23 protein-coding genes and 1 pseudogene are annotated in these 26,015 nt (G+C 45.3%); 16 read left to right on the top strand and 8 right to left on the bottom strand.

Going from position 1 to position 26,015, the window contains the following annotated elements:
• Window positions 1-26: 26 nt before the first annotated feature.
• Together AACW75_RS14980 and AACW75_RS14975 are read right to left on the bottom strand one after the other, a co-directional pair.
• The gene (locus AACW75_RS14980; protein WP_145569548.1) at window positions 27-779 is read right to left on the bottom strand and encodes an SDR family NAD(P)-dependent oxidoreductase; all 753 of its coding nucleotides are present in this window, start codon (window positions 777-779) and stop codon (window positions 27-29) included.
• Window positions 780-791: 12 nt separating this feature from the next.
• Complete coding sequence (locus AACW75_RS14975; protein ID WP_145569812.1) at window positions 792-1,487, bottom strand: sulfite exporter TauE/SafE family protein; 696 nt, start codon at window positions 1,485-1,487, stop codon at window positions 792-794.
• Between the two features lie 363 nt (window positions 1,488-1,850).
• Here AACW75_RS14975 and AACW75_RS14970 point away from each other — a divergent pair, with 363 nt between their 5' ends.
• A complete protein-coding gene (locus AACW75_RS14970) occupies window positions 1,851-3,167 on the top strand; it encodes an aspartate aminotransferase family protein (protein ID WP_135454081.1) in 1,317 nt (438 codons plus the stop codon).
• 188 nt (window positions 3,168-3,355) lie between these two features.
• Here AACW75_RS14970 and pdxR read toward each other — a convergent pair whose 3' ends face one another.
• The gene (gene pdxR / locus AACW75_RS14965) at window positions 3,356-4,870 is read right to left on the bottom strand and encodes a MocR-like pyridoxine biosynthesis transcription factor PdxR (RefSeq protein ID WP_237297852.1); all 1,515 of its coding nucleotides are present in this window, start codon (window positions 4,868-4,870) and stop codon (window positions 3,356-3,358) included.
• Window positions 4,871-5,086: 216 nt separating this feature from the next.
• On the opposite strand from pdxR, the gene AACW75_RS14960 reads away from it, so the two are divergent.
• From AACW75_RS14960 to AACW75_RS14945, 4 genes are all read left to right on the top strand, one after another.
• Entirely contained in the window at window positions 5,087-5,953 is an 867-nt protein-coding gene (locus AACW75_RS14960) for a transporter substrate-binding domain-containing protein (protein WP_145569545.1), read from the top strand.
• A 132-nt stretch (window positions 5,954-6,085) separates the two neighbouring features.
• A complete protein-coding gene (locus AACW75_RS14955; RefSeq protein ID WP_145569543.1) occupies window positions 6,086-6,727 on the top strand; it encodes an amino acid ABC transporter permease in 642 nt (213 codons plus the stop codon).
• A 127-nt stretch (window positions 6,728-6,854) separates the two neighbouring features.
• A complete protein-coding gene (locus tag AACW75_RS14950; protein WP_016787468.1) occupies window positions 6,855-7,520 on the top strand; it encodes an amino acid ABC transporter permease in 666 nt (221 codons plus the stop codon).
• Between the two features lie 43 nt (window positions 7,521-7,563).
• The gene (locus AACW75_RS14945; protein WP_267135300.1) at window positions 7,564-8,367 is read left to right on the top strand and encodes an amino acid ABC transporter ATP-binding protein; all 804 of its coding nucleotides are present in this window, start codon (window positions 7,564-7,566) and stop codon (window positions 8,365-8,367) included.
• Between the two features lie 129 nt (window positions 8,368-8,496).
• Here AACW75_RS14945 and AACW75_RS14940 read toward each other — a convergent pair whose 3' ends face one another.
• Entirely contained in the window at window positions 8,497-9,225 is a 729-nt protein-coding gene (locus AACW75_RS14940; protein WP_145569539.1) for a UTRA domain-containing protein, read from the bottom strand.
• A 211-nt stretch (window positions 9,226-9,436) separates the two neighbouring features.
• Here AACW75_RS14940 and AACW75_RS14935 point away from each other — a divergent pair, with 211 nt between their 5' ends.
• The 6 genes from AACW75_RS14935 (at window position 9,437) to AACW75_RS14910 (ending at window position 14,856) form a co-directional block, all read left to right on the top strand.
• Window positions 9,437-10,540: an ABC transporter substrate-binding protein gene (locus AACW75_RS14935; protein WP_017075612.1), complete on the top strand. Its 1,104-nt coding sequence runs from the start codon at window positions 9,437-9,439 to the stop codon at window positions 10,538-10,540.
• Window positions 10,541-10,601: 61 nt separating this feature from the next.
• Complete coding sequence (locus tag AACW75_RS14930) at window positions 10,602-11,501, top strand: alkaline phosphatase family protein (protein ID WP_145569537.1); 900 nt, start codon at window positions 10,602-10,604, stop codon at window positions 11,499-11,501.
• Window positions 11,498-12,391 carry an ABC transporter permease gene (locus tag AACW75_RS14925; RefSeq protein ID WP_145569535.1) on the top strand — a complete coding sequence of 298 codons (894 nt, stop codon included), beginning with the start codon at window positions 11,498-11,500 and terminating at the stop codon, window positions 12,389-12,391. The genes AACW75_RS14930 and AACW75_RS14925 overlap by 4 nt, the downstream gene beginning before the upstream one ends.
• Window positions 12,391-13,176, top strand: coding sequence for an ABC transporter permease (locus AACW75_RS14920; RefSeq protein WP_004732591.1), 786 nt, complete (start codon window positions 12,391-12,393; stop codon window positions 13,174-13,176). The genes AACW75_RS14925 and AACW75_RS14920 overlap by 1 nt, the downstream gene beginning before the upstream one ends.
• Window positions 13,176-14,195, top strand: coding sequence for an ABC transporter ATP-binding protein (locus AACW75_RS14915; protein ID WP_145569533.1), 1,020 nt, complete (start codon window positions 13,176-13,178; stop codon window positions 14,193-14,195). The genes AACW75_RS14920 and AACW75_RS14915 overlap by 1 nt, the downstream gene beginning before the upstream one ends.
• Before the next feature lies 1 nt (window position 14,196).
• Window positions 14,197-14,856: an HAD family hydrolase gene (locus AACW75_RS14910; protein ID WP_145569531.1), complete on the top strand. Its 660-nt coding sequence runs from the start codon at window positions 14,197-14,199 to the stop codon at window positions 14,854-14,856.
• Between the two features lie 75 nt (window positions 14,857-14,931).
• Here the strand turns inward: AACW75_RS14910 and AACW75_RS14905 are convergent, their stop codons facing one another.
• From AACW75_RS14905 to AACW75_RS14895, 3 genes are all read right to left on the bottom strand, one after another.
• On the bottom strand, window positions 14,932-15,597 hold the full coding sequence (locus AACW75_RS14905; RefSeq protein WP_010432275.1) for a response regulator: 666 nt from the start codon (window positions 15,595-15,597) through the stop codon (window positions 14,932-14,934).
• Window positions 15,594-16,964: an ATP-binding protein gene (locus tag AACW75_RS14900; RefSeq protein ID WP_145569810.1), complete on the bottom strand. Its 1,371-nt coding sequence runs from the start codon at window positions 16,962-16,964 to the stop codon at window positions 15,594-15,596. The genes AACW75_RS14905 and AACW75_RS14900 overlap by 4 nt, the downstream gene beginning before the upstream one ends.
• Window positions 16,965-17,252: 288 nt before the next feature.
• Window positions 17,253-17,498, bottom strand: coding sequence for a hypothetical protein (locus AACW75_RS14895; protein WP_017072318.1), 246 nt, complete (start codon window positions 17,496-17,498; stop codon window positions 17,253-17,255).
• A 309-nt stretch (window positions 17,499-17,807) separates the two neighbouring features.
• Here AACW75_RS14895 and AACW75_RS14890 point away from each other — a divergent pair, with 309 nt between their 5' ends.
• From AACW75_RS14890 to maiA, 5 genes are all read left to right on the top strand, one after another.
• Window positions 17,808-19,856, top strand: coding sequence for a DUF3466 family protein (locus AACW75_RS14890; protein ID WP_145569529.1), 2,049 nt, complete (start codon window positions 17,808-17,810; stop codon window positions 19,854-19,856).
• A gap of 481 nt (window positions 19,857-20,337) precedes the next feature.
• The gene (gene hppD, locus AACW75_RS14885) at window positions 20,338-21,411 is read left to right on the top strand and encodes a 4-hydroxyphenylpyruvate dioxygenase (protein ID WP_145569527.1); all 1,074 of its coding nucleotides are present in this window, start codon (window positions 20,338-20,340) and stop codon (window positions 21,409-21,411) included.
• The gene (locus AACW75_RS14880) at window positions 21,404-22,579 is read left to right on the top strand and encodes a homogentisate 1,2-dioxygenase (protein WP_145569525.1); all 1,176 of its coding nucleotides are present in this window, start codon (window positions 21,404-21,406) and stop codon (window positions 22,577-22,579) included. Before hppD ends, AACW75_RS14880 begins: the two co-directional genes overlap by 8 nt.
• A 9-nt stretch (window positions 22,580-22,588) precedes the next feature.
• Window positions 22,589-23,626, top strand: coding sequence for a fumarylacetoacetate hydrolase family protein (locus AACW75_RS14875; protein ID WP_145569523.1), 1,038 nt, complete (start codon window positions 22,589-22,591; stop codon window positions 23,624-23,626).
• A 21-nt stretch (window positions 23,627-23,647) separates the two neighbouring features.
• The gene (gene maiA, locus AACW75_RS14870; protein ID WP_145569521.1) at window positions 23,648-24,352 is read left to right on the top strand and encodes a maleylacetoacetate isomerase; all 705 of its coding nucleotides are present in this window, start codon (window positions 23,648-23,650) and stop codon (window positions 24,350-24,352) included.
• A 235-nt stretch (window positions 24,353-24,587) separates the two neighbouring features.
• Here maiA and AACW75_RS14865 read toward each other — a convergent pair.
• Window positions 24,588-25,518 (bottom strand): annotated as a pseudogene (locus AACW75_RS14865) (carbamate kinase).
• Window positions 25,519-26,015 lie beyond the last annotated feature (497 nt).

The following is a 26,015-nucleotide window of genomic DNA, read 5'->3' as shown; positions in this document are numbered from 1 at the left end:
CCTTTTTTGCTTTAGAGTGTTTGAAACTAGTCTCTGTCGATGGCGAACGGCGACCATGCTTGGCGAGTGGGCATCACTTCAACGCGGTTGATGTTGATGTGATCAGGCAGCGTTGCGATATAGAACATCTGCTCTGCGATGTCTTCTGCCGAAAGTGGTGTGGTACCTTGGTAAAGGTTGTCTGATGCCATTTGGTTACCCTTAGTTCTCACTAGAGTAAATTCTGTTTCTGCGATGCCAGGGGAAAGGTCAGTCACACGCACACCAGTACCTTGAAGGTCGCAGCGTAGGTTATAACTAAACTGTTTTACAAACGCTTTACTTGCGCCATATACATGGCTTCCTGGATACGGCCATTGCCCAGCAATTGAGCCTACGTTGATGATTGAGCTGCCCGCACCGCTTTCAATTAACTTCGGAAGCAGAGCATGCGTGACATTGACTAATCCAGTGACATTCGTGTCGATCATAGTGTGCCAATCTTTTAAATCCACATCAGGTGCACCTTCCGGTGCCAAGGCTAAGCCTGCATTGTTAACTAACGCTGTAATCGATGAAAACTCAGCGGGTAGCGAATCAACTGCTTTTTTTACGGCGTATGCGTCTCGAACGTCGAGTTGAATCACATGTACAGGCACCGTCAATTCTTCCTTTAAGTCGAGCAACCTTTCGATACGACGACCCGACAATACGAGCGACCAATTGTCTTCTGCAAAGCGTTTTGCCGCTGCTTTACCAAATCCGGACGTCGCCCCTGTAATGAACGCTATCTTATCCATAAGTAAATCCTTCTAATTTGAAATTAACATAAGTAGTGCCATGCCGATAAGGATCGGCGCGGTCGTTGTTTTTGCAGGCAAGTGAGGTATTGATGTATACAGTTTCTGGCCTAATAAATTGCCAATCACAGCCGCCGGAAGTAACCATAAGCCTGTGGTAAACGTGTCTTGGTCGAATGCACCTATCCAAATAAATCCGCTTAATGAAACAGCAGAACTCAACAAGAAAAATACAATGGCGGTCGCTCTCTGCTCTTTGGCTTCAATAGTGAGATTCATTAAATACGTCACTAATGGAGGCCCGCCAGAAGAGGCCGCGGTCATACTGAAACCGGATATAGCTCCTGCCCAAAATGCGTGCCGCTGGTGTAACCATGTCAGGCGAAAATCCCAAATAATCAGTGCACCAGCGACCAAAGACATCATCGCGATAAAGGCCTTCAAGCCTGATTCCGATATCGTGCTAATGAAATACAGCGAGAAAGGCACCGCAACCAACATGCCAATACACAGCGGCGCAATAAGCCGGATATTGATGGTGGTTTTACTTCGCTTGAGCAGCGGAAAGGTACTTAAAAAATCCAACAGGATAGCGATGGTTACCGCTTGTAATGGTGGAACTATAAAGCTGAGAGATAGTGCTGCAATGATCGCAAACCCAAATCCTGAATAGCCTCGAACCACACCTGCAAACAGAATCAATATCATCGCCAATCCTATTTCCACTCTTGCTCACCTCTTTGCTTTTGATATTGCTGCTGCGTTAATTAGCGTCCGATGAGACTTGTCTCGTCTGCCTTTCAATCTATTCACACCTAAGAATTTTGAATAGAGCCAGATCGACGATTGGATTGGGTCAGGCTGTTGGTTGGATCGGGGACGAGGTTTGAGCTGATTCACTGGCCCAAGATTTTGTTGAAACTGACACTATGAGTTGGGCCCTGTTTGGGACGAAGATTATTCCATCCGATAGCGCAGCCTTTTCAATCTCGTATTTCTTCGCGCTTTGATAGACGAGAAAGACTGAAGCGAGAGGGTTGTGAATCTAGTTTTGTTTATGGAGACGATGAAATGGAAGTATCAACAGAACAGCTTGTAAACCAAGATATTATCGACCTCGACAAGAGCGTATTTCATTCTTGGTCGATTCAAGAAGCAGCAGAACCTATCGCTATCGCTGGTGGGCAAGGATGCAAAATGTGGGACTACGAAGGTAAAGAGTACCTTGATTTTAGTAGCCAACTGGTTAACACCAACATTGGTCATCAGCATCCACAAGTGATTAAAGCCATTAAAGATCAGGCTGATTCATTGGTGACCGTTGCACCTGCGACAGCAAACCTCACTCGTGGTTTGGCAGCTAAACGTATTTTGTCTAAAGCACCAAGCAAGTTTAAGAAGGTGTTCTTTACCAACGCAGGCGCAGATGCCAACGAAAATGCAATTCGCATGGCAAGACAGTTCACAGGACGCGACAAGGTGCTTTCTGCTTATCGCTCTTACCACGGAAATACCGGTACAGCGATTGCGGCGACGGGCGATTTTCGCCGTATTCCAAACGAGTATAGCCGTGGGCACGTTCATTTCTTCAATCCATTTCTCTATCGAAGCGAGTTCAACGCGGCGACTGAGGCAGAAGAGAGTGAGCGTGCCCTGCAGCATTTAGAGCGAGTGATTGAATGCGAAGGGCCAACGGCGATTGCGGCGATTATTCTAGAGACGATTCCGGGAACTGCAGGCTTCCTAATTCCACCGAAAGGCTACCTTATTGGCGTGCGTGAGCTTGCAACTAAATACGGTATTCAATTGATCTTTGACGAAGTCATGGTCGGTTTTGGCCGAACGGGTAAGTGGTTTGCGTTTGAGCACTTTAATGTCGTGCCTGATCTTATTACTTTCGCGAAAGGAGTTAACTCTGGTTATGTTCCGGCTGGTGGTGTGGTGGTCAGCGAACCGATCGTTGAGTACTTTAAGTCGAACTTCTTTATGGGTGGCTTAACGTATTCTGGTCACCCTCTAGCGATGGCTTCGATCGTTGCAACGCTCGATGTGATGGATCAAGAGGGCATTGTTACGCATGCAGATAATATCGGAAATAGCGTTCTTGGGCCGCTTCTGCTCAGCCTTCAAGAGCTGCATCCTATGATTGGTGATGTGCGCGGTAAAGGGATGTTCTGGGCGGTTGAATTGGTCGAAGATCGAGAAAGTAAAACGCCATTGAGCAATGAGAAAATGGGTCAATTGAAAGCGGAGCTAACGAAACGAGGCCTGCTAACCTTTATTGTTAATAATCGTATTCATGTAACTCCTCCTTTGGTTATCCAACCAAGCGAGATAAAGAAAGGCGTTAAGATCATTGATGACGTTTTGTGTGAGCTTGCATCTTAATTCTTTAACCAGATAACCAATAAAGAAACCAAGGCACTTTGATAAGGACTCCCCATTCTTATTTAAGCGTCTGGCTTTTAGATTGTTATGTCGGTCTTAAAAAGAGCATCAATTGATGCTCTTTTTTACGTCATTATCTTTTTAATTCATGCTCATGGAGAGCGTCGGTAAAACAGCCCTAAGTGATGCTAAATCTTCATTACCTCAGACAGCTCTTTGATGCCGGGAGCGATCAGATCTTTATCGATGGCGTGAAATCCTAATCGGAAATAAGAGTTGGGATCATATTCTGACAATGATTCACAGTCCGATTCCGTTTCGGTATTAGTCATAAAGTGTGAATACCCGGTTTCAATCAGTATCCCTTTCTGTGCGGCTCGTGAAGCCAGTCGCTGGCTATTAATGTGGCTCGGTGTTTGTAGCCATAATGAGTTGGCTTGCTCGCTTTGTGCGAGTCGTTTGCAATCAGGTAAATACTTTAAGACGGCATCATTGAGCAGCTTCCAACGTTGACGCGTGTTCTCTCTGAAGCGCCTCACAAAGCTGTCGTAATAGCCTTGTTCAATAAAATGTGCCACTTCCATTTGAATACGGCTTGGTGCATGTCGATACATTAATCGGCGCAAGATTCTTAAGTCATAAATCAGCTCTTCGGGTGCCACGATGTAGCCTAATCTCAAGCCGGGTGCCAATAGTTTGGAAAAGCTGCTGACGTAAATGACTCGGCCATCTTTATCATTAGCTTTAAGTGCCGGTTTTGGATTCCACTCAACATTGCACTCGGCATCGTAATCATCTTCGATAATGATGGCATCATTGGCCTTTGCTATCTCAAGCAACTGAGTTCGACGTTCGTCACTCATGGTAACCCCAGTTGGCGCCTGATGGCTCGGAGTGACGTAGAAATGGTCACACAGCGATGAGTGTTCATTGAGTTTTAACCCCTGCTCATCTACTTGATGAGGGTGTAACTGCGCACCTGAGAGATTAAAAATGTGGTTTGCTTCTTTATAGCCGGGGTTCTCGACGCCGACTCGGCTTTGATCATTCATCAGTAAAGTTGAAAGCAGATAGAGCGCACTCTGTGAGCCCAACGTAATTAGGATTTCATCACTTTGAGCGTGGATGCCTCGTTGTGGTAGCACCCGTGTACGTATTTGCTCCACCAGCATATCGACGTCTTTATCTACTTTGTCGCACAGCCAGCGGTGGTCATGAGGATCTGAGGTCACTTTTCTTGTTGCTTCTCGCCATTGAGCCAATGGAAAGTCATTGATTGAAGGCTGGCCAAAAATAAACGGGTATTGATAGCAACTCCAGTGCGACGGTTTGACTATTCGTGGGTATTGACTTAATTGCAGCTTCACTCGTTTGCTCCAATCCGGTGCATTGTTGCTGTCTGTTGATTCAAAATGATCCAAGCTAGAGTCAATTTCATCGCTCGGATTTTGATACTTTTCTGATAAGTAATAACCACTGCGAGGTTTACTTATCAGGTAGCCATCGTCGAGTAAACTGTCGTACACCAAGGACACAGTATTGCGTGAAACACCTAATTGGCTAGAGAGCTTACGACAAGATGGGAGCGCTTGTTCAGCCGGAAAAATACCATTCAATATCGCCGTCACCAAATAGCTACGTACTTGTTCTTGCAGGCTTCTTTTGGAATCAAACTCGATGAAACAATTGTGATTTATCGCCATGAGATACAGTCCTTATTCTCAATGAACCTCAGTCCAATCTGTATAAAATAGCAAGAAATGAGCCAGAATTTATATCAACTATCAACGGTGATTTTTTACTCTGTCTCTTATATGAAAATGGCTCTGTCCCAATCTGAAAATTAAATTGGCTCTACGTCTTAGATGCATTCCGTTCATAAAGTAAAGGCAGGCAAATAATCTCGATAAGGAAAGCACATGAGACATGGAATGACGATGAAGGCATGGGTTTCAACAGCGGCTGCAACCGTCGTGCTGGGTTGTTTTGGTGTTGCACAAGCATCAGAACTTTCAGCCATCGAAAAGCAAGGCTTTATGAAAGTGGCGACAGAAGATAACTACTCACCATTCAACTACATTGACCGAGGCAAGCCTGCGGGGATCAATAAAGATCTACTTGATGAGCTGCGTGAATATTCAAAGTTCGATATTGAACAAGAGATTTTACCTTGGACAGGGTTGCTCGCCTCGGTATCTGCGGGTCAGTACGATGTGGCGCTAACGGGCGCAATCGTGACAGACGCCCGATTGAAGGTGTTTGACTTTACGCCGCCTATTGCCTCAGCGCAGCACTATTTCTTAACCAGAGCGGATGCTGATGACATCAATACGGTGGCGGATCTAGACGGTAAAACTGTTGGCTTGCAAGCGGGTAGTGCTTTGTTAGAGCGACTGCCAGAGCTTGAAGAAATGCTCGAAGCACAGGGTAAATCTTTAGGTAAGGTCGTTCAGTACCAATCGTACCCAGAAGCGTATTCAGATTTAGCTATTGGCCGAATCGACTACGTCATCAATAGTGTGGTTTCGGTTAATGAGGTGGTGAAATCTAAGTCTAACGTCTTTAAAAAAGGTGAGGCGGTATCTGGCCCTGGCTTCGTAAGCTGGCCTGTTCCAAAAGAGAGCCCTGAGCTATTGGCTTATCTCACTGAGTTTTTCATTCACCTAGAGCAAACAGGGAAAATGGCAGAGCTGCAGAAGAAGTGGTTCGGTGAATCGTTCGAGCATCTTCCTTCGGAAGCCATCACTTCAGTAGATCAGTATCACAAGCTAACAGCGGTCCAGTAGATCAGTAAGCACGTGCTGGCACAAACAGTTAACCGCTGTTTGTGCCGATGACAAAAGGGTCAGAGCGATTTAACCCATTTGTCATTCGCGCAAAAGCCTATTGCAAGAAGTCGCTTTTTAAAGAGGTCGTTTATGGATTATTACGCTTGGGAACAGCTGCTACAGGGCGCGTGGGCTACAACATGGATATCGGCAGTCTCGATTGTATTGGGTGTGGTGATTGGGCTAGCGATTGCCTTAATTCGAATGATGAAAATCCCGTTTGTCGATCAAATGTTGGGCATCTATGTCAGTTGGGCACGAGCAACACCTCTGGTGACTTTGGCTCTATTTATCTTTCTTTCGTTTCCCTCATTTGGCATCAATTTAGACAAACACGTTTCTGCCATTTTAGCGCTCACACTCAACACCTCAGCATTTAATGCGGAAATTTGGCGCAATGCCTTTCTCAACTTTTCAAAAGGGCAAATGGAAGCAGCCGAGGCTATTGGCATGAGGCGGCTGACTTATTTTCGCCGAATCATGTTCCCACAAATGGTGATCATGAGCCTACCTGCACTGGTCAATGAGATGTCGTTCTTAATCAAAGGCAGCCCTGCCATCGCGGTGATTGGTATTGTTGATTTAACCCGAGTAACGAATCGAATTTCCGCTGTGACCTATGAGCCTTTGGGACCCATTTTGTGTGCGGGTGTCTTGTACATGTTGATCATCGGGGTATTGGTGAAATTGCAATCTGTGGCTGAAAACCGAGCTACTTATCTGCAGCAATAAGTGCATACATCTGTTAACAGCAGCAGTAGTCGCAGTTTAGCCGTTTAGCCGTTATGACTACTTGGTCAGAAACACGATTTATCTGCGTATTGAAGTGCTATCTCGTGGGTAAATATAAGGAGTAAATATGGAAGAATGGAATATTATCTGGCAACAAAAAGAGCTGTTTGCTTCTGGTTTTGTGACCACGTTTTATCTTTTTGTCTCGTCTTCAATCTTGAGTTTCGTCATAGGTATTGGTTTGTTGTACTGTCTCGAAAACTCGAGACTCGGTGTTAAGTACACCATCAACAGTTTGATCGGCATTATGCGTACCTTACCGTTTCTGATCTTAGCCTACCTGCTCTATTACGGTTTGCCTCAGGTTGGTATTCGATTGGACGCAGTGACAGCGGGAATCATCGCGCTCAGTCTCTATCATGGTACGTATTTCTGTGAGATTTTCCGCGGTGTGCGTAAAGGGTTAGAGCCTGGTTACATCGAAGCAGCGCACGCTTATGGCTTTTCTAAGCTGAAAACCTTCACCCGAGTCATCACGCCCAACGTATTATTTAAGTCGGTTCCTCTGATCACTAACCAACTCATCATCTGCTTAAAAGACACCGCATTTCTCAGCATTATTACGGTCGCTGAAATTACTGCGGCAGCTAACAGTATTCAATCCACATATTTTATCCCATTGAATGCGTTCATCATTGCTATCGCGCTCTACTGGGCTGTGAGTATTGCACTTGAAACCATCACCAAACGAATCCAAACCAAAGTTGAACTTAGAGGACTAAGCCATGCTTAAACCATCGAAAATTATTGAAACGGAAGCTCCGATTAGCCCTTCTATGGGAGTGAGTTTGGAAGTGATTGAGTGTGAGCCAAAACCGGAAGCACTAGAGACGATCATCAGCGTTGAAAACTTGTCCAAACAGTTTGACGGAATTGAGGTGCTACGAGACATCAACCTGACTATTAACAAAGGCGATGTGGTCAGTATTCTTGGTTCATCGGGTTCAGGTAAGTCGACACTATTGCGCTGCATGAATTGGTTAGAACAACCTGAACGCGGCACGATTTTTATGGGTGATGAACGAATTGGGATCAACTCAGAAACGGGTAAGCCACTAAAATATAAAGAGCTTGCGAAACTCAGAGAGCGCCTTGGCATGGTATTTCAAAGCTTCAACTTATGGCCGCATTTAACCGTGTTGCAAAACGTGATGGAAGCGCTCGTTCATGTTAAGAAGATAGCAAAATCAGACGCCGAAGAGATGGCTCGTAAACAACTTGATAAGGTAGGCATGTCGCACAAACTGGATAGCTACCCAAGCATGTTATCGGGCGGGCAAAAACAGCGTGTCGCTATTGCTAGAGCACTTGCTATGGAACCAGATGTGTTGCTGTTTGATGAGCCAACTTCGGCGCTCGATCCTGAATTGGTCGAAGAGGTATTACTGGTGATGAAGAAGCTATCGCAAGAGGGCTACACCATGGTGGTGGTGACACATGAGATGGAGTTCGCGCGTCAGGTGTCGGATCAGGTGGTGTTTCTAGAGAAGGGCATCTTGATTGAAAAATCCAACCCAGAGAAGTTTTTCACTAACCCAGACTCAGCAAGGGTAAGACAGTTCCTTAAGCTCGATTCATGAGCTAGATGGCTTGCACAACTTCAAGGTTCGACAGTTAAGAACTCCGACAGAATCAGTCGGAGTTTTTTGTATGTGTAAGCTTTTTCTGCCTAAGCCTAAGCCTAAACTTAGACAAATGGTCATGTGACGCTACCCAATACTATCAATATGAATCACTACAGAATCGGGTCGCCAGTACTCCAATTCGCAATCCATCAACTCGCCGTCTTGTTTGTAGTTCACTCGGCAGATCTTAAGAACAGGCTGGCCCTCTGCCAAATTCAATGCCTTGGCGACATGGGCTGGGGCAGAGGTAGGGACTACGTCAAAGCGAGAGCGTTGGGTCTCGTAGCCATATTTTTCTCGGTAGATACCTGTCAGTGACATGGTGAGGTTTTCCGACAGCACACCCTCAAACAAGGGGGCTTTTAGGATGTTTTCAACAAATAGCACCGCTCTGCCATCAATAAAGCGCAGGCGCTCTATCACGTGTATTGGTGTTATCTGTTCTATCTCTAGTGCTTTGGCGTAATTGCCCGCTGCCATTTCTGTGCGAGTACCTAGTAATTGAGTTTCTGCAATACGATGTTGCTCGCGAATCATTTGATGAAAGTGAGAACGCGACAATGGGTTATAGCGGATACGTTCGGGTGACACATACCAGCCTCGGCGTTCTTCTCGGTATATGAGGCCTTCAGTTTCTAACGACACTAACGCATCTTTGAGCGTGATTCGTGTGGTGGAAAACAGTTCGCTGAGGTTTCTTTCTGATGGCAACTTTTGCCCCTCGGTGAAGATACCTGATTGAAGTTGTTCTCTAATGCTCGCCTTAATTCTTCCTAGTTGTGTCCCTGATTGTCCGGTACCCAATGTTCTCATTACTGATCTAGTCCATAAGTTCGTGTGCTCAATAAGGTAAACCATGGAGTTAACAGGAATGTGACAGTAAACAATGGCTTACTGTCATGTAAGTGACATATAACTGCCACACAAATGCATCCTAACTGTCAAATAACTTGCGCGAAAGCGTCACACTCCGGCGATAGAATACAAAACGAACTTACTGATCTAGTCCAGAGGGATAGAGACAATGAAAACTTTGCTTAGCCGTTCAACTGTATCGCCAAGAAAACTGATGGGTTCACCTACAAAGCTAATAGGTGCGACGCTAATAACGGCAACACTTTCAATGCCAGCGATGGCAAAGGATGCCGATCTTGAATCACTGGTAAAAGCCGCTCAAAAAGAAGGTGCGGTTTACAGTGTAGGCATGCCCGACAGTTGGGCAAACTGGAAAGGCACATGGGCAGACCTGAAAGCAAACTACGGTTTGAAGCATCAGGATACTGACATGAGCTCAGCGCAAGAGATCTCGAAATTTGAAGCAGAGAAGAAAAACGCAACCGCTGATATTGGTGATGTGGGTTTCGCATTTGCACGTGTGGCAGTGAAGAAAAACGTCACTCAGCCATACAAACCAACCACTTGGAATGACATTCCTGACTGGGCGAAAGACAAAGATGGTCACTGGGCTCTGGCTTACACCGGCACTATTTCTTTCATTTCCAACAACAACCTTGTTGAAGATGCGCCGAAAACTTGGAGCGACCTACTAGAAGGTGACTACAAAGTAACAGTCGGCGATGTCGGTGTAGCAGCGCAAGCAAACAACGCGATTCTAGCGGCTGCGTTTGCTAACGGTGGTGACGAGTCAAATCTAAAGCCGGCGATTAAATTCTTTGGCGAGCTAGCGAAGCAAGGCCGTCTGTCTTACACAGACCCAAGCATCGCGAACCTTGAAAAAGGTGAAGTGGAAGTGGCAATCATGTGGGACTTCAATGCACTGAACTACCGCGACACGATTGACCGTGAGCGTTTCACGGTGAGTATTCCACAAGATGGTTCGGTGATCTCTGGTTACACCACCATCATCAACAAATACGCGCAAAACCCGAACGCGGCGAAGTTGGCTCGTGAATATATCTTTAGCGATCAAGGCCAAATCAACCTAGCTGAAGGTTACGCACGTCCAATCCGTAGCAACATTACGCTGCCTAAATCAGTACAAGACAAGCTGATCTCAAACGATGAATACAGCAACGTTCACCCAGTGACTGACTTCTCTGCATGGGAAAAATCAGCACGTCGCCTGCCACGTCAATGGCAAGAAAGTGTATTGATTCACCAGCAATAACCCCGCTTAACACGCCACCTTCAATAGGTGGCTTTTAGAAACAAGCAATAGAGAATAGACCATGAGCAATAAGGTTATCCTTGTTGTTCTAGATGGACTGAATTATCAGGTAGCCCGTGATTGCATGGGCTACCTGAACGGTCTTCTAGAACTAAGCAATTTGCAGACAAAACAGGGCGATTTGCATAATAAACAGAGCGATTCGTACAGTAAACAGGGTACTTCGCAAAGCACGCAAAAAAATAAGCTGCGCGCCACGCTTTACCCTGTGCAGTGTGAGCTGCCATCTATGTCACGCCCACTGTATGAGTGCATTTTAACGGGAGTCCGCCCTGTCGAAAGCGGTATCGTTAACAATCAAATCGTGCGTTTATCGAATCACGAGTCGATCTTCAGCTTGGCTAAATCGCAAGGCAAAGTGACGGCTGCAGCGGCATACCATTGGGTGAGCGAGTTGTATAATCGAGCGCCGTTTGACGCTGTGCGTGACCGTTTTACCAACGATGAAACCATGAACATTCAACACGGTTGTTTCTACCACTGGGATCACTACCCAGATGAGGCCTTGTTCTTGGATGCCGAGCACCTGCGCGTGACTCATCAGCCTGATTTTTTGCTGATTCACCCAATGAACATTGACGACATAGGGCACAAGCACGGGCTGGATTCTCGCCAATACCGTAACAGTGCTCGTGGCGCGGATATCTACCTGTCGAATTACCTTGAGAAGTGGGTAGATGATGGCTATCAGGTGATCATCACCAGTGACCATGGCATGAACAATGACTTGTCTCACGGTGGCATTTTGCCTGAAGAGCGCGAAGTGCCTTTCTTTGTGATTGGCGATAAGTTTACACACCAAGAATGTTCAGTGAAACAGACCGACATCTGCGGCAGCGTGTGCCAGTTACTCAACCTTGAACACGATAAATCTTACACTCAGGAATTGTTGGCCTTATGAGCAGTTCTGTAATCACGCAGAGCGATGGCTCAGCGCTTCAACCTAAAACCAAATCTTTGTTTCAACGCCTCAAGCCCGCTTTGTGGCTTGCGCCTTTCGCATTGTTTTTCTATCTGTTCCAACTGGCACCTATGGTTTGGGTGCTGATCAACAGCTTCTTCTATGACGACGAACTCTCTCTAGAAAACTACGCTGAAGTGTTCGATTCTGCCTTTATGATGCAGGCTTTTGGCAACAGTTTATGGTTGTCGATTTGGTCGAGCATTGTTGGCTTAGCGATTGCGACTTTGCTCGTTTCTTCACTGCGCCGCGTTGATTCTAAAATCCGCGATGCGGTGATTGCCTTTACCAATATGAGCAGCAACTTCTCTGGTGTGCCTTTGTCGTTTGCATTCATCATCATCTTGGGTACCAACGGTGCGATCACCCTATTGCTCAAGCAGTACGGTTTACTGGGCGATTTTGACTTGTACGGCAAGTGGGGTTTGCTGGCGATTTACATCTATTTCCAGATCCCATTGGCGGTGTTGTTGCTGTATCCAGCGTTCGATGCCTTGAGTGACGACTGGCAAGCAGCCTCGGCACTGCTTGGCGCGAAAACTTGGCAGTACTGGACCAAAATAGCGCTGCCTGTGTTGTCGCCTGCCTTGCTTGGCACCTTCATCATCTTGATTGCTAACGCGATTGGCGCGTATGCGAGCGTGTATGCGTTAACCTCGGGCAACTACAATGTGATCACGATTCGAATCGCGAGCTTAGTATCGGGCGACCTGTTCCTAGAGCCAAACCTAGCCGCGGCAATTTCTGTGATTCTGATGGCGATGCTGGCCTTTATTACTGTGATTAACCAATGGCTGATCAGCAAAAGCTACGCAGGGAAGAGAAAGTAATGAACACCGTAAATACTCGCTTTCATAAAACCGTGGTCTATTCGATTGTCGGCATCATGATGATCCCGATCTTAGCGACCTTTATCTACTCGATCTCTTCTCGATGGGGCGCCACTATCCTGCCGGATGGCTTCACGTTAGATTGGTACATCAACCTGCTGACGGATCCTCGCTTCTTGCAAGCCTTTGGTCGTTCACTGTTTATCTGCGTGGCGGCACTGTCATTGAGTGTGGTGTTGGTTCTGCCTGCGATTTTCGTGGTGTTTTACTATTTCCCGAAACTCGATAAGGTGATGAATATCCTTATCTTACTGCCGTTCGCGGTGCCGCCTGTGGTGTCATCGGTTGGTTTACTTCAATTGTATGCAGACAGCGAAATCTCTTTGATAGGCACGCCGTGGATTTTGATTGGCACCTACTTCACCATCGCACTGCCATTCATGTATCGCGCGATTGCCAACAGCTTTGAAGCGATTAACTTGCATGATTTGATGGACGCAGCACACCTATTAGGTGCGAGCACCACCAAGGCATTCTTGCTGATTATTTTGCCAAACCTTAAGAAAGGCTTAATGGCGTCACTGTTCTTGTCGTTCTCGTTCCTATTGGGTGAGTTCGTGTTCGCCAACATCTTAGTCGGCACACGCTACGAGACACTGCAAATCTACCTATACAACATGCGTCAAACCAGTGGTCACTTCACGTCAGCCCTTGTGATGACGTACTTCCTGTTTATTTTCTTACTGACTTGGTTGGCAAGTCGTTTCAGCCAGGGAACCAAATAATGAGTTATGTAAATGCGAAAAACCTCACCAAGCGCTTTGGTGACAACACGGTGTTTGAAGACATTCAATTTTCCATCGATAAGGGTGAGTTCATTACTCTGCTTGGCCCAAGTGGTTGCGGTAAATCAACGCTGCTGCGAAGCTTGGCAGGTCTGAACCCGGTCGATGGTGGCGAAATCTGGGTTAACGGCGAAGAGATTACTCACCAAGTGCCGCAACAACGTGGAATTGGCATGGTGTTTCAATCTTATGCGCTGTTCCCGAACATGACGGTTGAAGGGAATATTGCGTTTGGCTTGAAAATGAAAAAGCTTGCTGCTGACGAGATTAAGCGCGAAGTCGCCAAAGTGATTGGGCTGGTGGACTTAACGGGCAAAGAGAAGTTCTACCCGCATCAGCTATCGGGCGGACAGCGTCAGCGTGTGGCCTTGGCAAGAGCTTTGGTGGTGAAGCCGCGTATTTTGTTGTTGGATGAGCCACTTTCAGCGCTGGATGCGAAGATCCGTAAACATCTGCGCCAGCAGATCCGAGATATTCAAAAAGAGATGAACCTAACCACGATCTTCGTGACTCATGATCAAGAAGAGGCGATGATCATGTCTGACCGCATCTTCTTGATGAATAAAGGTGAGATCGTCCAAGCCGGTACACCTGAAGAGATCTACACTCAACCTGCCAATGAATTCGTGGCTGGGTTCATGGGTCACTACAATCTGGTGCAAGCGAATAAGGCTAAGCAGCTGTTCAATATTGAAACCGAGTGGAAGGTGGCGATTCGACCTGAATCTATCTACGTTAAAGAGCAAGGCCGACAATATGGCGAACATATCTCTGCGCCGAAAACCGGCACCATTCGCAACCACCAGCTCTTGGGTAACGTGATTCGCTACCAAGTGGATGTTGATGAATGTGAATTAACGGTCGACCTGCTTAACCGTTCCTCTGAACGACTGTTGACAAACGGCAGCCAACTTGAACTCCTGTTTAACCTCAACGAAATTCAACCCGTGAGAGCCTAAGATGTTCAAACCTTTGTATGTATTTGATATGGACGAAACGCTGATCAATGCTGATGCAGCGATGCTTTGGAATGAGTTCTTGGTTGAAAAGGGCATTGCTACTGCGCCTAACTTTATCGAAGAAGATAAGCGCTTAATGGGCCTGTATTCGGAAGGCAAACTGAACATGGAAGATTACCTAACGTTTTCCATGCAACCTTTAGCCGATATGCCAACAGAGCAAGTTACCTCCTTGGTGGAAGAGTGTGTTGAACAGCATATTTTGCCCAAGCAGTTTAAACAGTCGAAACCTTTGATTGAACAGCTAGAAAATGACGACATCGATATGCTGATCATCTCTGCCAGCGTAACTTTCTTAGTGGAAGCGGTCGGTCGTAAGATGGGTATTGAGAACGCACTCGGTATCGACTTGATTGAAAACCAAGGCCGTTTCACGTCTCAAATATCAGGCGTACCAAGCTACCGAGAAGGTAAAGTGACTCGCTTAAAAGAATGGTTAGATAAGCAAGAAACCAATTACTCAGACATCCACTTTTATACCGATTCAATCAATGACTTACCTTTGTGTGAACACGCTGATTTTGCCTATCTGGTGAATCCGTGTCCGCGTTTAAAAGCAATAGCCGCGCAACCGAATTGGTCGATTCTCGACTGGGATTAACGCTGATCCCATCTTTGAATTATGTTCGCTTTAGAACGAAAAAAGCCGCTGATGAAAGCGGCTTTTTGATTCGTATTATTCTATTTCTAGTTTGTAACCTATCCCGTAAATGGATTTGATGTAGTCACATTTTTCATTTATCGAGACCATTTTTTTGCGTAAGTTTTTAATATGGCTATCGATAGTGCGATCACTGACTACTCTTCTATCGTCGTAGATTTTATCAATCAATTGATCGCGACTATAAATGCGGCCAACATTTTGATAAAGAAGGTGCAAAAGCCGAAACTCAGCTGGCGTTAAACTTAGCTTAATACCACATAGGACAGCGGTCATACTCAATTCATCAATATCAATGGCGTTCGTTGCTGACGTGGCTTGGGGCTTGTTGGAACGGCGCAAAATATTTTTCACCCTCACGACCACTTCTCTCGGGCTGTACGGCTTACATATATAATCATCTGCACCCAATTCAAGCCCAACGAGTCGATCAATCTCTTCGACCTTGGCTGTCGCCATAACTACTGGGATGTCACTGAACGTTCTCAGCTCTCGATAAATATCCAACCCGTCTCGATTGGGTAGCATGAGGTCGAGAATAATGAGTTTAGGCGATGCTTGTTTTACCCAGTCAATGACAAGGTTACCATCGATAATATGATGACTTTCAAGGCCAGAGTGCTCTAAGTACTCACACAGTACACTTGCTAATGCAGGCTCATCTTCGACGACTAAAATCACGATTTTATTTCCTTTGGTAACGCTATGATGATTCGTAGTCCACCCAATTCTGAGTGGTTGGCAGTAATGTGTCCCTGGTGCGCTTCAACGATATTTTTACAGATAGATAAGCCAAGCCCAGAACCGCCACTTGAGCGACTGCGCGATTTATCAACGCGGTAAAGCCTCTCAAACAAACGCGGAAGTGATGCATCAGGTACACCTGGATCACTGTCTTCAACGTTGATAATAATACTATCACTAATGTCGGTAACATCTATCGATACATGCCCATTATCGCCAGTGTATCGCGCGCTATTTTCTAACAGATTCACAAACAGTTGTGTCAGTAATCTCTCATCACACGAGGTAAACAGTTGGGCCGAATGGTCATAGTGCTTTGTTAATGTGATGTTTTTCTGTTCTAAACGGATCGAGTTTTGAACGATCACAGAATCAATCAGTTTATGTATATCAACGTTGTTTTTAACATTAAGGTTAAATCCGATGTCATACAGGGAGAGTTGGTGAAGATCCTCAACGAGTTGACCCAACGTGATGATTTGTTGATGTAACGAGTCGATGTATTTTGGCTCAGGTGATCGAATACCGTCTTGTAGCGCTTCTAGTTCACTTCTCAGCACGGTGATAGGCGTTCTAAGTTCATGTGAAATATCCGATAACCACTGTTCTCTAAGTGTTTTCTGTTTTCTTAGTGTCTCGACAACACCGTTAAATATTCCGATGAGATCGGACAATTCATCATTGCCGCTTTTTTCAATGTAGAAATCGAGATCGCCATTTTCGATAGATTTGGCACCTTTCGACAAAGCACGCAATGGTTTCAAAAATCGCCTAACAAGAAACAAAGAGATAAGGAATGAAAGCAACACGGTAATCGATGCGATAGTGCTTACATGCGTCGTTTGTTGTTTGAAAAAGCTTTCTGCTAAAGGCCCTGATATTTCATCCATCTGAACGATGGAGATATACCCAATTACTTGATCATCCAGTGTTATTTCGACTAGCGCTTGATGCTGACCATCTTCAAGGTGATGTAGGTTTTCAGGCGGTCCAATTATGGCTCGCCCGTCTTGGTCTAAAATGTTGAGTCGTTGCCAAATAGGTTGAAGGCTTGGCGCTTCCGGCTCTCTTAATGGTGGTGGCGATGGGTGTCTGTCACGAGGATGTGGTCGTGAGGGGCCGCCAATGCTACTGGCGATTAAATGTGGTTCACGCTCTAGCCGCCTCCATTTTTCGGAAGGTGAGTAATATTGCTTTAAGTTATTGGCGAGTTCTTGAGCTAGGGCAATTTCATTATTATTTGTGAAATCTTGGAGCCCTCTTTGAAAACTGGAGTTAATAAAATAGGTCAGTACAAAGAGCATGGTCACGCACACCATTAGTATTGAAACAAACAGTTTGGTGAAAATTGATATGCGCACGTTCTCTCCAGAAATTAAAGTGAATTAAGACGATAGAGTGAGTTAAGACAATAAAATGAGATAAACCAATATTAGCCCTCGATCGTGTGGGAAATATGGACATTGATTTCTTTATTCATCTTAGGCCATGTATAAGCACTCTTTTGTTAGAAACGAATAGCGAGCTGACAGGGTGCTATACCCCATCAGCTCGCATTGAATTATCACTATTTTAGGATAACCCTCTAACAATTATTGACGTCTTGGTGGTGGTGGCGGAACTTCCTCTTCCGATAGACCACCGCTTCCATCTGCGTCTAGTTTATCAAAGTCATCGGCGAGTGGACCTCTGAGCTCTTCTAATTGTAATTCGCCATCACCGTTTGCATCCATTTCTTCAAAGCTTGGCATTTCTCTTGGGCCTTCTCGGCTTTCAGCGCACGCTTGAAGCGCGAATGTCGATGTCAGTAAAAGTAATGCTGTCGTGATTTTGTTCATCATTTAATTCCTATTCGTAACCAAATATAAGTGTATTTCTTTGACGCAAATAGGTTAGCGATCAAATTAGCAGAGAAAATGGATAAATCTAGGAGATGAAAGTTAGCGCTTAACTTTAAAAGAGCATCCGATCATCAGAGCATCAGCCCATCAAGTCAGGTTGTTTAAACCTCCATTGTTTCTACATAGTTCCCACATTTTCTATTTTTATCCTAGTCCACTATTGAACTCATGAATTTAATGCCTTTAGCAATAAAGGCAGAAAGCTATCGTTGGTATTGAAATGGATTATTTTTTAGGAGCCGTAGAATGAAGGCAATGGTAAAAAAATCAGTCGTTGTCTCTTCTACGTTGTTGGTTGCTTCTTATAGTAACGCTGCGCTTTATAGGGTGGTTTTAGAGGAATCACCAGTAGAAACGGAATCGGTGTATGGGGTCGCAGTTGAACCAGAGCTTGGTACAACGGATTGCTTTAGTACCAGTTGTGGTGACACCGATTACGCATTCGCAGGGGAAGCTCAAAATGCAGAACCAGGTTTTTCCTTTAAAGAGGAGGTCCCCTTTGGTATCGATAACACGTTCTACTATTTAGATTATGACGATATCTATAACTACTGCACGAGCGAACTTGGCTACGCGACTTGTGAAGCTTGGAGTTCTTTATTGTGGTATGGCGATGAGGATGCTGGCATTGGAGGCTTGAGAAATGAGCGTGATGCATATTACGAGCTGAGCTATCAGACGAATTCCACGGCTTTTTATGACTCTTACTCGTTAAGTGAGATCCCGGATGTCGGTAGTAGCCCACCTGATGTGAGCAGTTATAGTTATTCCTTTGTTGATGGAACAGAGGAGAAGGTCATCACTAAAGTTGACGAGAATGGTTTTGTTCTTGGTAACACCAGCAGTGGTTACTACAGCTATAACAACCAATATATTCAGTTGTATAGGCAGCGTGGTTACTACGATACAGGCACTGAATTTACGGTTCTCCAACCTGAAGCCGATACCAGTATTACGATCAGCGATGCTGACGGCGAAGCGAATATAATTTCCCAAATGGGACGAACGATGGCTTTTGACTCTTTCAGTTATGGAGGGGAAAGCTATGTGGTCGGAAGCGCGTCCGTTGCAACTTTTTATTACAGTGATGAGGATAAAGATTACGATTCTCCGTACACATCCGACAGTGATGCTGAGGATTTAGATAATTGTATCGATGAAGATATTGAGCCTGCTTTATATCCAGAGTGTCAGAACTTTGCTTTTGCTAATCGAGCTTTTGTCTGGAATATAACCGATGCGAATGGCCCCAATGATGATGGAAACCGTTTTGCAGTATCCGATTGGGAAACCAGTTCGACCTATTACTCTTACAACGATGATGAAGCTTCAGCACAGGCGAGTGTGAGGGCTGCAACGATTTCATCTAGAGGGACATATAGCTCTTATCCTGTTTTAGTTGGTTACAATACAGAGCTAGATGATTCCGATAACTTTCTTATGCAGGCAGCTGTGTTTAGGCCAAGCAGTACGTCAAATTTCAGCGTTTCGGAAAATGCTTGGACGACTACATTTATCGCTAATGTGACGGTAGAAGTGAGTGATTCATACATTCACAGTAATTCTGTCGCAACAGACATCAATGAAAACATGATGGTTATTGGTTATGCAAAACGAGATGGCGATTATCCGTCGGATCGTGTGTCTGACAATCGTATGTTTGTCGCTGATGCGAATGACACAACGCCAACAGCCACATTCTTCGCAAGTTTAGATGAAGACATTTTCTTTGACAGTGCAGAGGGAAAAGCAAGTGAGATCAACAGCTACAATGAAATCGTTGGTTATGTTGACGCCGAAACTCACTCTGAAGTAGACGGCCATGAAAGAAGGCATCGCGGCTTCATTTTTCCTTATAACGACACCGGAACCGATGCCGATAAACGTGCAAGATATAATGATCAAGCTTGGTGGTTAGACGATCTGACCAATGGCGGAGACTACAGTGATGCCAACAACCACTTTAGAATATTGGACGCAACCGACATTAATGACGCGGGTGTTATCTCCGGGACGTCAATACAATGTTTTGCGAGTGAAAGTAGCTCCTCTTCTATGGCTTATGATTCAACCGCGCACTTTGCTTATTGTAATGATGGAGTGGGTGACGAGAGGGTGGTGGCAGTGAAACTTATCCCGATATCTGGAGCAACAAGTGAGGACATCGCTGAAAGAAGTGATGATAGCGCTGAAGATGTTGAACGTAGTGGTGCCGGTACCGGGTTATTGGTGCTTATCAGTTTAATTTCCGTGCTTTCATTTCGTTTGAAAAAATCTCGTTCTATGATTGCTTGAATTGATGACGTGCTCACAAGAGAAACAACCTTCATTTGATCCCCAACCATTAAAGTAATGGGTTAGGTTTGATATCTCATCCCATGAGAATACCGTTGGGATATGAAGCTTTTTAAAAGAGCATCACCTGTTTTGTGATGCTCTTTTTGCGTTCAACATACACTTATCTCTTTCTGTTTTAGCTGATAAAGCTCGAATGTAACAATTCAATAACATCTATTCCTCTGCTGTAAATCAACCCACCACTCTTCAATCCATTGATAGCACTCACTTTCTTGTTTTAGCAATTCGCGTGTAACAAATATTTTACAAATTGACGGGGTTTTAGCGTTATTGCCCATTTCCTTCCATCCATTCCAATCTGTCGGCTTGTAGGCCAAATTTAATTAAGGACAAAAAACACACAACATCTATTTACGTAATAGAAAGCACGTAATAAAAAACCACGTAATACAAACCAATAGGTACAAGGAGAAAGTTCATGGTGGATACATACAACCCGCTTGGCACGGATGGATTCGAGTTTGTTGAATACACGGCCGTTGACCACAAGGGAATTGAGCAACTTAAAGCGTTGTTTGTGTCACTTGGTTTTGCTGAGGTCGCCAAGCACCGCTCAAAAGAGGCTTGGCTGTATCGACAAGGTGACATCAACTTTATCGTCAATGAACAGCCACACAGCCAAGCGGAAGCGTTCGCCAAGGTACATGGTCCATCGGTATGTGGCATGGCTTTTCGTGTCAACGAGGCAACGGCTGCAATGGAGCAAGCTTTCAAGGGCGGCGGTGAAGAGTACAAGACAGAGATAGGGCCGATGGAACTGAGCATTCCTGCCATTTACGGCATCGGTGAGAGCCTGCTCTATTTTGTGGATCGCTATGGCAAGCAGAGTATCTATGACGTCGATTTCCGATTCTATGACGATGCGGAAAAGCGTATGGCCGAAGCTAATGTTGGTTTGTTCGAAATCGACCACCTCACGCACAACGTTAAACAAGGCAACATGGACGTGTGGTCTGGGTTCTATGAGCGCCTTGGTAACTTCCGCGAGATTCGCTACTTCGACATTGAAGGCAAACTGACGGGCCTTGTGAGCCGCGCTATGACCTCTCCGTGTGGCAAGATCCGTATCCCAATCAACGAGTCTTCCGACGACAAATCACAAATCGAAGAGTTCATCCGTGAATACAACGGCGAAGGTATCCAACACATCGCGTTATCCACGGATGACATCTACAAAACCGTGAAAACTCTGCGCGATCGCGGTATGGACTTTATGCCAACCCCAGATACCTATTATGAGAAAGTTGATGATCGTGTGAAAGGCCACGGCGAAGACACCGATCTGTTGCGCGACCTGCGTGTTTTGATTGATGGTGCGCCGACCAAAGATGGCATCTTGCTGCAAATTTTTACGCAGACGGTAATCGGGCCTGTGTTCTTTGAAATCATTCAGCGTAAAGGCAACGAAGGCTTTGGCGAAGGCAACTTCAAGGCGCTGTTTGAATCGATTGAAGAGGACCAGATTCGTCGAGGAGTATTAGACGATGCATAAATGGATCTCGTTTCCTCATCGGGAGGGGGTGTGCTCTAAACAAGCGCATGCCGACTTCCCCGAAGAGGCAATTTATGAGCGAGAAGCGGGGCGAAGTGGATTCTTCGGCCCTGCGGCTCACTTTCATCACCAGCATGCCCCAACAGGTTGGTCTGAGTGGGAGGGCGATTTACGCCCTCGCGCTTTCGATTTTACGCTGGTGGAAAAAGCCAGCCAGATAACCCCTTGGGCTGTGCCTCATCTTTTGCACAATGCGGACTGCAAAATTCGTGTGTGGCGCATGGACGAGAAGATGGATTTCTTGGTGCGTAATTCCGACGGTGATGAGCTGTTGTTCATTCATCAAGGCAGTGCCGATCTCTATTGTGACTATGGTCATCTAGCGGTGAGCGAAGGGGATTACGTGATGATCCCGCGCTCAACCAACTGGCGTTTAGAGCCAAGCGAGCCGATGTTTATCTTGATGATAGAAAACACCGACGCGGCTTATTCCTTGCCAGAGAAAGGCATGGTCGGCAATCACGCGGTGTTTGATCCTGCTGTGCTCGACATACCTTCAATCAACGATCAATTCCGTGCTCAGTATTCAGAAAGCCAGACTCAGGTTCAGGTAAAACGCCACGACAAAGTCAGCGTTATTACTTATCCGTTCAATCCATTGGATGCTATTGGTTGGCATGGCGACCTAGCTGTGGTGAAAGTAAATTGGCGCGATATCAGACCGCTGATGTCACATCGCTACCACTTGCCACCCTCTGCGCATACAACGTTTGTTGGCGCAGGCTTTGTGGTGTGCACCTTTGTGCCACGCCCGATTGAGAGCGATCCTGGGGCGTTAAAAGTGCCGTTCTACCACAACAACGATGATTACGACGAAGTGCTGTTCTATCACGCAGGTGACTTCTTCAGTCGCGATAACATTGAAGCGGGCATGGTGACCTTCCATCCGGCTGGGTTTACGCATGGGCCTCACCCTAAAGCCTTTAAGGCAGGGCAAGCGCACAAGAAGAAGTTTACCGATGAAGTGGCGGTGATGATCGATACTCGCCATGCGCTGCAGTTCTCTGACGAACTCGACAGTGTTGAGAACAAAGAATATGTCTACAGTTGGCAAGATACTGGTTCTCAAGAGATGAGCCTGCAAGAGCCGGTAGACGACAAGAAGTAAGGGACAAGGATGAAATTAGCAACCAAGAAAAATGGCACTCGCGATGGTCTATTGATGGTCGTGAGTAAAGATCTCAAACAGTGTGTGGCTGTCACTGAAATCTTCCACGCGATGCACCTTACACCCACCATGCAGGTGGCTTTGGATAACTGGGACAGCGTGGCTTCTCAGTTAGAAGAGTTATACACCTCGTTAAATAATGGGCATGTGACAGGCAGTGAAGTCTTTGCACCTCAGTATTGTGAATCACCTCTGCCACGCGCATATCAATGGGCTGATGGCAGTGCTTATGTAAACCATGTTGAGCTTGTACGTAAAGCGCGTGGTGCTGAAATGCCAGAAAGCTTCTGGGTCGATCCATTAATGTATCAAGGCGGCTCAGATGCCTTTATCGGCCCTCGTGACAACATCGAATTTGCCAGCGATGAGTGGGGTATAGATTTCGAAGGAGAAGTCGCGATTGTGACCGGTGACGTCCCTATGGGCGCAAGTGCTAAACAAGCGCATGATTCGATTCGTTTACTGATGTTGGTGAACGACGTGTCACTGCGTGGCTTGATTCCCGCTGAGCTTGCGAAGGGCTTTGGCTTCTTCCAGTCTAAACCGTCTTCGGCGTTTTCTCCGGTTGCCGTCACACCCGATGAACTTGGCGATCAATGGAAAGGCAGCAAGGTGCATCTACCGTTGATATCGACCTACAACGACCAACCTTTTGGTTGTCCGAATGCGGGCGTGGATATGACCTTCAATTTTGCAGAGTTGGTCGTGCATGCCGCGAAGACTCGCCCACTGTCGGCAGGCGCGATTATCGGTTCAGGCACGGTTTCTAATAAGCAAGGCACTGACCACGGCACTTCAATTGCCGAAGGCGGTGTAGGTTATTCATGTATTGCCGAAGTGCGAATGATTGAGACGATTCGAGATGGCAAGCCGTCGACTCAATTCATGTCGTTTGGTGACTCGATCAAGCTTGAGATGTTTGATGCGGCGGGTGACTCTATTTTTGGTGCGATAGACCAAAAAGTGAGCCAGTATCGAGCACTATAATCCACGTAATAGGGTTTCAGTATGAGCGAGAGCATCGTGAACAAGAACATTATACTTTACGGTTACTGGCGCTCGTCCGCAGCCTATCGAGTGCGTATTGGATTGAACCTAAAGCAACTCAACTATGAGTCGAAATCGGTGCATTTGGTGCGTAATGGCGGCGAGCAACATGATCCACAATATCGCGATCTCAATGCCAGTGAATTAGTGCCGGTGCTGGTGGATGGTGACGTTCAACTCAATCAGTCGCTGACGATTTTGCAATACTTGGACGAAAGTTATTTGTGTGAGAGCAGCCCAGACACCTTGTTGATTCCAGAGCAAACACCACTGCGCTATCAAGCACTGGCGATGGCTCAGGATATCGCTATGGAAATTCACCCTCTGAATAATCTGCGTGTGTTGCAGTATTTGGAGCGAGAGTTGTCGTGCGAGCAAGAGGCAAAAATGGATTGGCTTCACTATTGGATGAGCCAAGGGTTTTCAGCGTTAGAAGAGAAGCTGGCCAAACACCGAAAAACACACGCGGATTCAGTTTATAGCCTCACGGATTTGCCTTGTATCGTAGACATTTGCTTAGTGCCGCAGGTGTATAACGCGCTGCGCTTTGGCGTTGATATGTCGCCTTATCCGCTGATTAACTCGATTGTTGAGGAGTGTAACCAGTTACCCGCCTTTATTGATGCGATGCCAGAGAACCAAGCGGATGCAAATGCACCGATGTGAACGTATTGAATTGTTTTTTAATGAACTGGAAACGTTATTTGGATTAAATCACGTTATAATTAATATTGGGTATATTTAAAGATATTATGTATTCATTCTTTTCGGGTTTAATTTCCAAAATTATGAATACTTATCTCATCTAGCATTAAACGGTCCTAATAAAATAAGCCTCATTATAATTAAATAAGAGGCTTGTAATATAATTTATATTAGTATTGTTTATCACTCGATAATATTAGTAATAAACAATACCTTCGCCTTTCGTTATCAGAGTGCCAGCTTCATTGGTGATTATTTTATCTAAATCAAATAATGAACCAATCGCCGCATTACCTAAGCCAGCTTCAACGAATTTACAAACGGCATCAATTTTTGGCCCCATAGAACCAGCAGGGAATGAAAATTCTGCTAAACTAGCAGGTGTTGCTTGCTTCATTTCTGCTTGGTCTTCTTTACCATAGTTACGGAAAATCGAACCATCGGTTAAGATAATAAATAAGTCGGCATGGATTTTTTCAGCCAGCAATTCAGCCGTAAGATCTTTGTCAATGACGCACTCTACGCCAGTACTCTTACCATGCTCAATACTCACGGGAACACCGCCGCCGCCACAAGCGATAACAAGATTTTCTGTATCTAGAAGAGTTTCAATTTGCTGAATTTCAACAATGCTTTTTGGCATAGGAGAAGGCACAACGCGACGGTAGTACTCGCCATCAGCTTTAAATTGCATTGTGCTTTGAGCCATTAACTCTTTGGCTCGTTGCTCTGTATATACAGGGCCAACAAATTTAGTCGGGTTCGCAAACGCAGGGTCTTTTTTGCATACTTCAGTTTGCGTGACTAGCGTCGCTACGTCTAATTCAGGGTCAATGTTTCTTAGCTCTTGTTGTAACATGTAGCCCACCATGCCACAGGTTTGAGAGCCGAGTACATCCATTGGGTATGGGGTAGTCTCTGGCGAATATTCGCTATAAGCCGCGTTTTGTTCCATCAACAAACCTACTTGTGGGCCATTACCATGAACGATAACAATCTCATGCTCGCGTGCGATTGCAGCAATACTCGCCGCTGATTTGATTATATTTTCACGTTGGTTCTCAGCCGTTAATGCTTGGCCTCTTGCTAAAAGAGCGTTACCGCCTAAAGCATAATACTATGCGCATGATAATGTCTCCGATCATTTAATAATGATTTTATTTTACGTAGGGATTAACCGCTTGTTTCTAATTAAATCCAAGCTTATTAATAACAATTACTAAGTTTTAATTACTCTTAAGTAATTAACATGCCGAGATAGTATGGGAAAATAACCGTCCTAAATGTGATAGCTATCAAATTATTATTTCACTAGAAATGGAGCTGTGGAAATGGGAGTTATTGCAATTCGATTAAATATCCATAAGCTTGGATACAATCCAGAGGTGGACTCTTTTTTTGTATAAATGATTCGTCTTTAGTGAATATTATCTCAGGCTATAAAATGATTAATTTTTTATTTTTGTTTTAAATATGACGTTCAGATCGCATTAAGATTGTCTCGTCCTAAAATACGTTGACAGTATTTCTAATAAGTCAACAGCGTCAGCTGTTGGCTTTTTTCATGCACCTCATTTGGAGTTTTCATTCTGAGACTAAGGTGCGGCCTCATGTTGTTATAGGT

It is taken from the genome of Vibrio sp. L3-7 (genome assembly GCF_963898195.1).
In the GTDB taxonomy this organism is placed as follows: domain Bacteria; phylum Pseudomonadota; class Gammaproteobacteria; order Enterobacterales; family Vibrionaceae; genus Vibrio; species Vibrio echinoideorum.
This window is presented reverse-complemented; position numbering and strand designations above follow the sequence as displayed.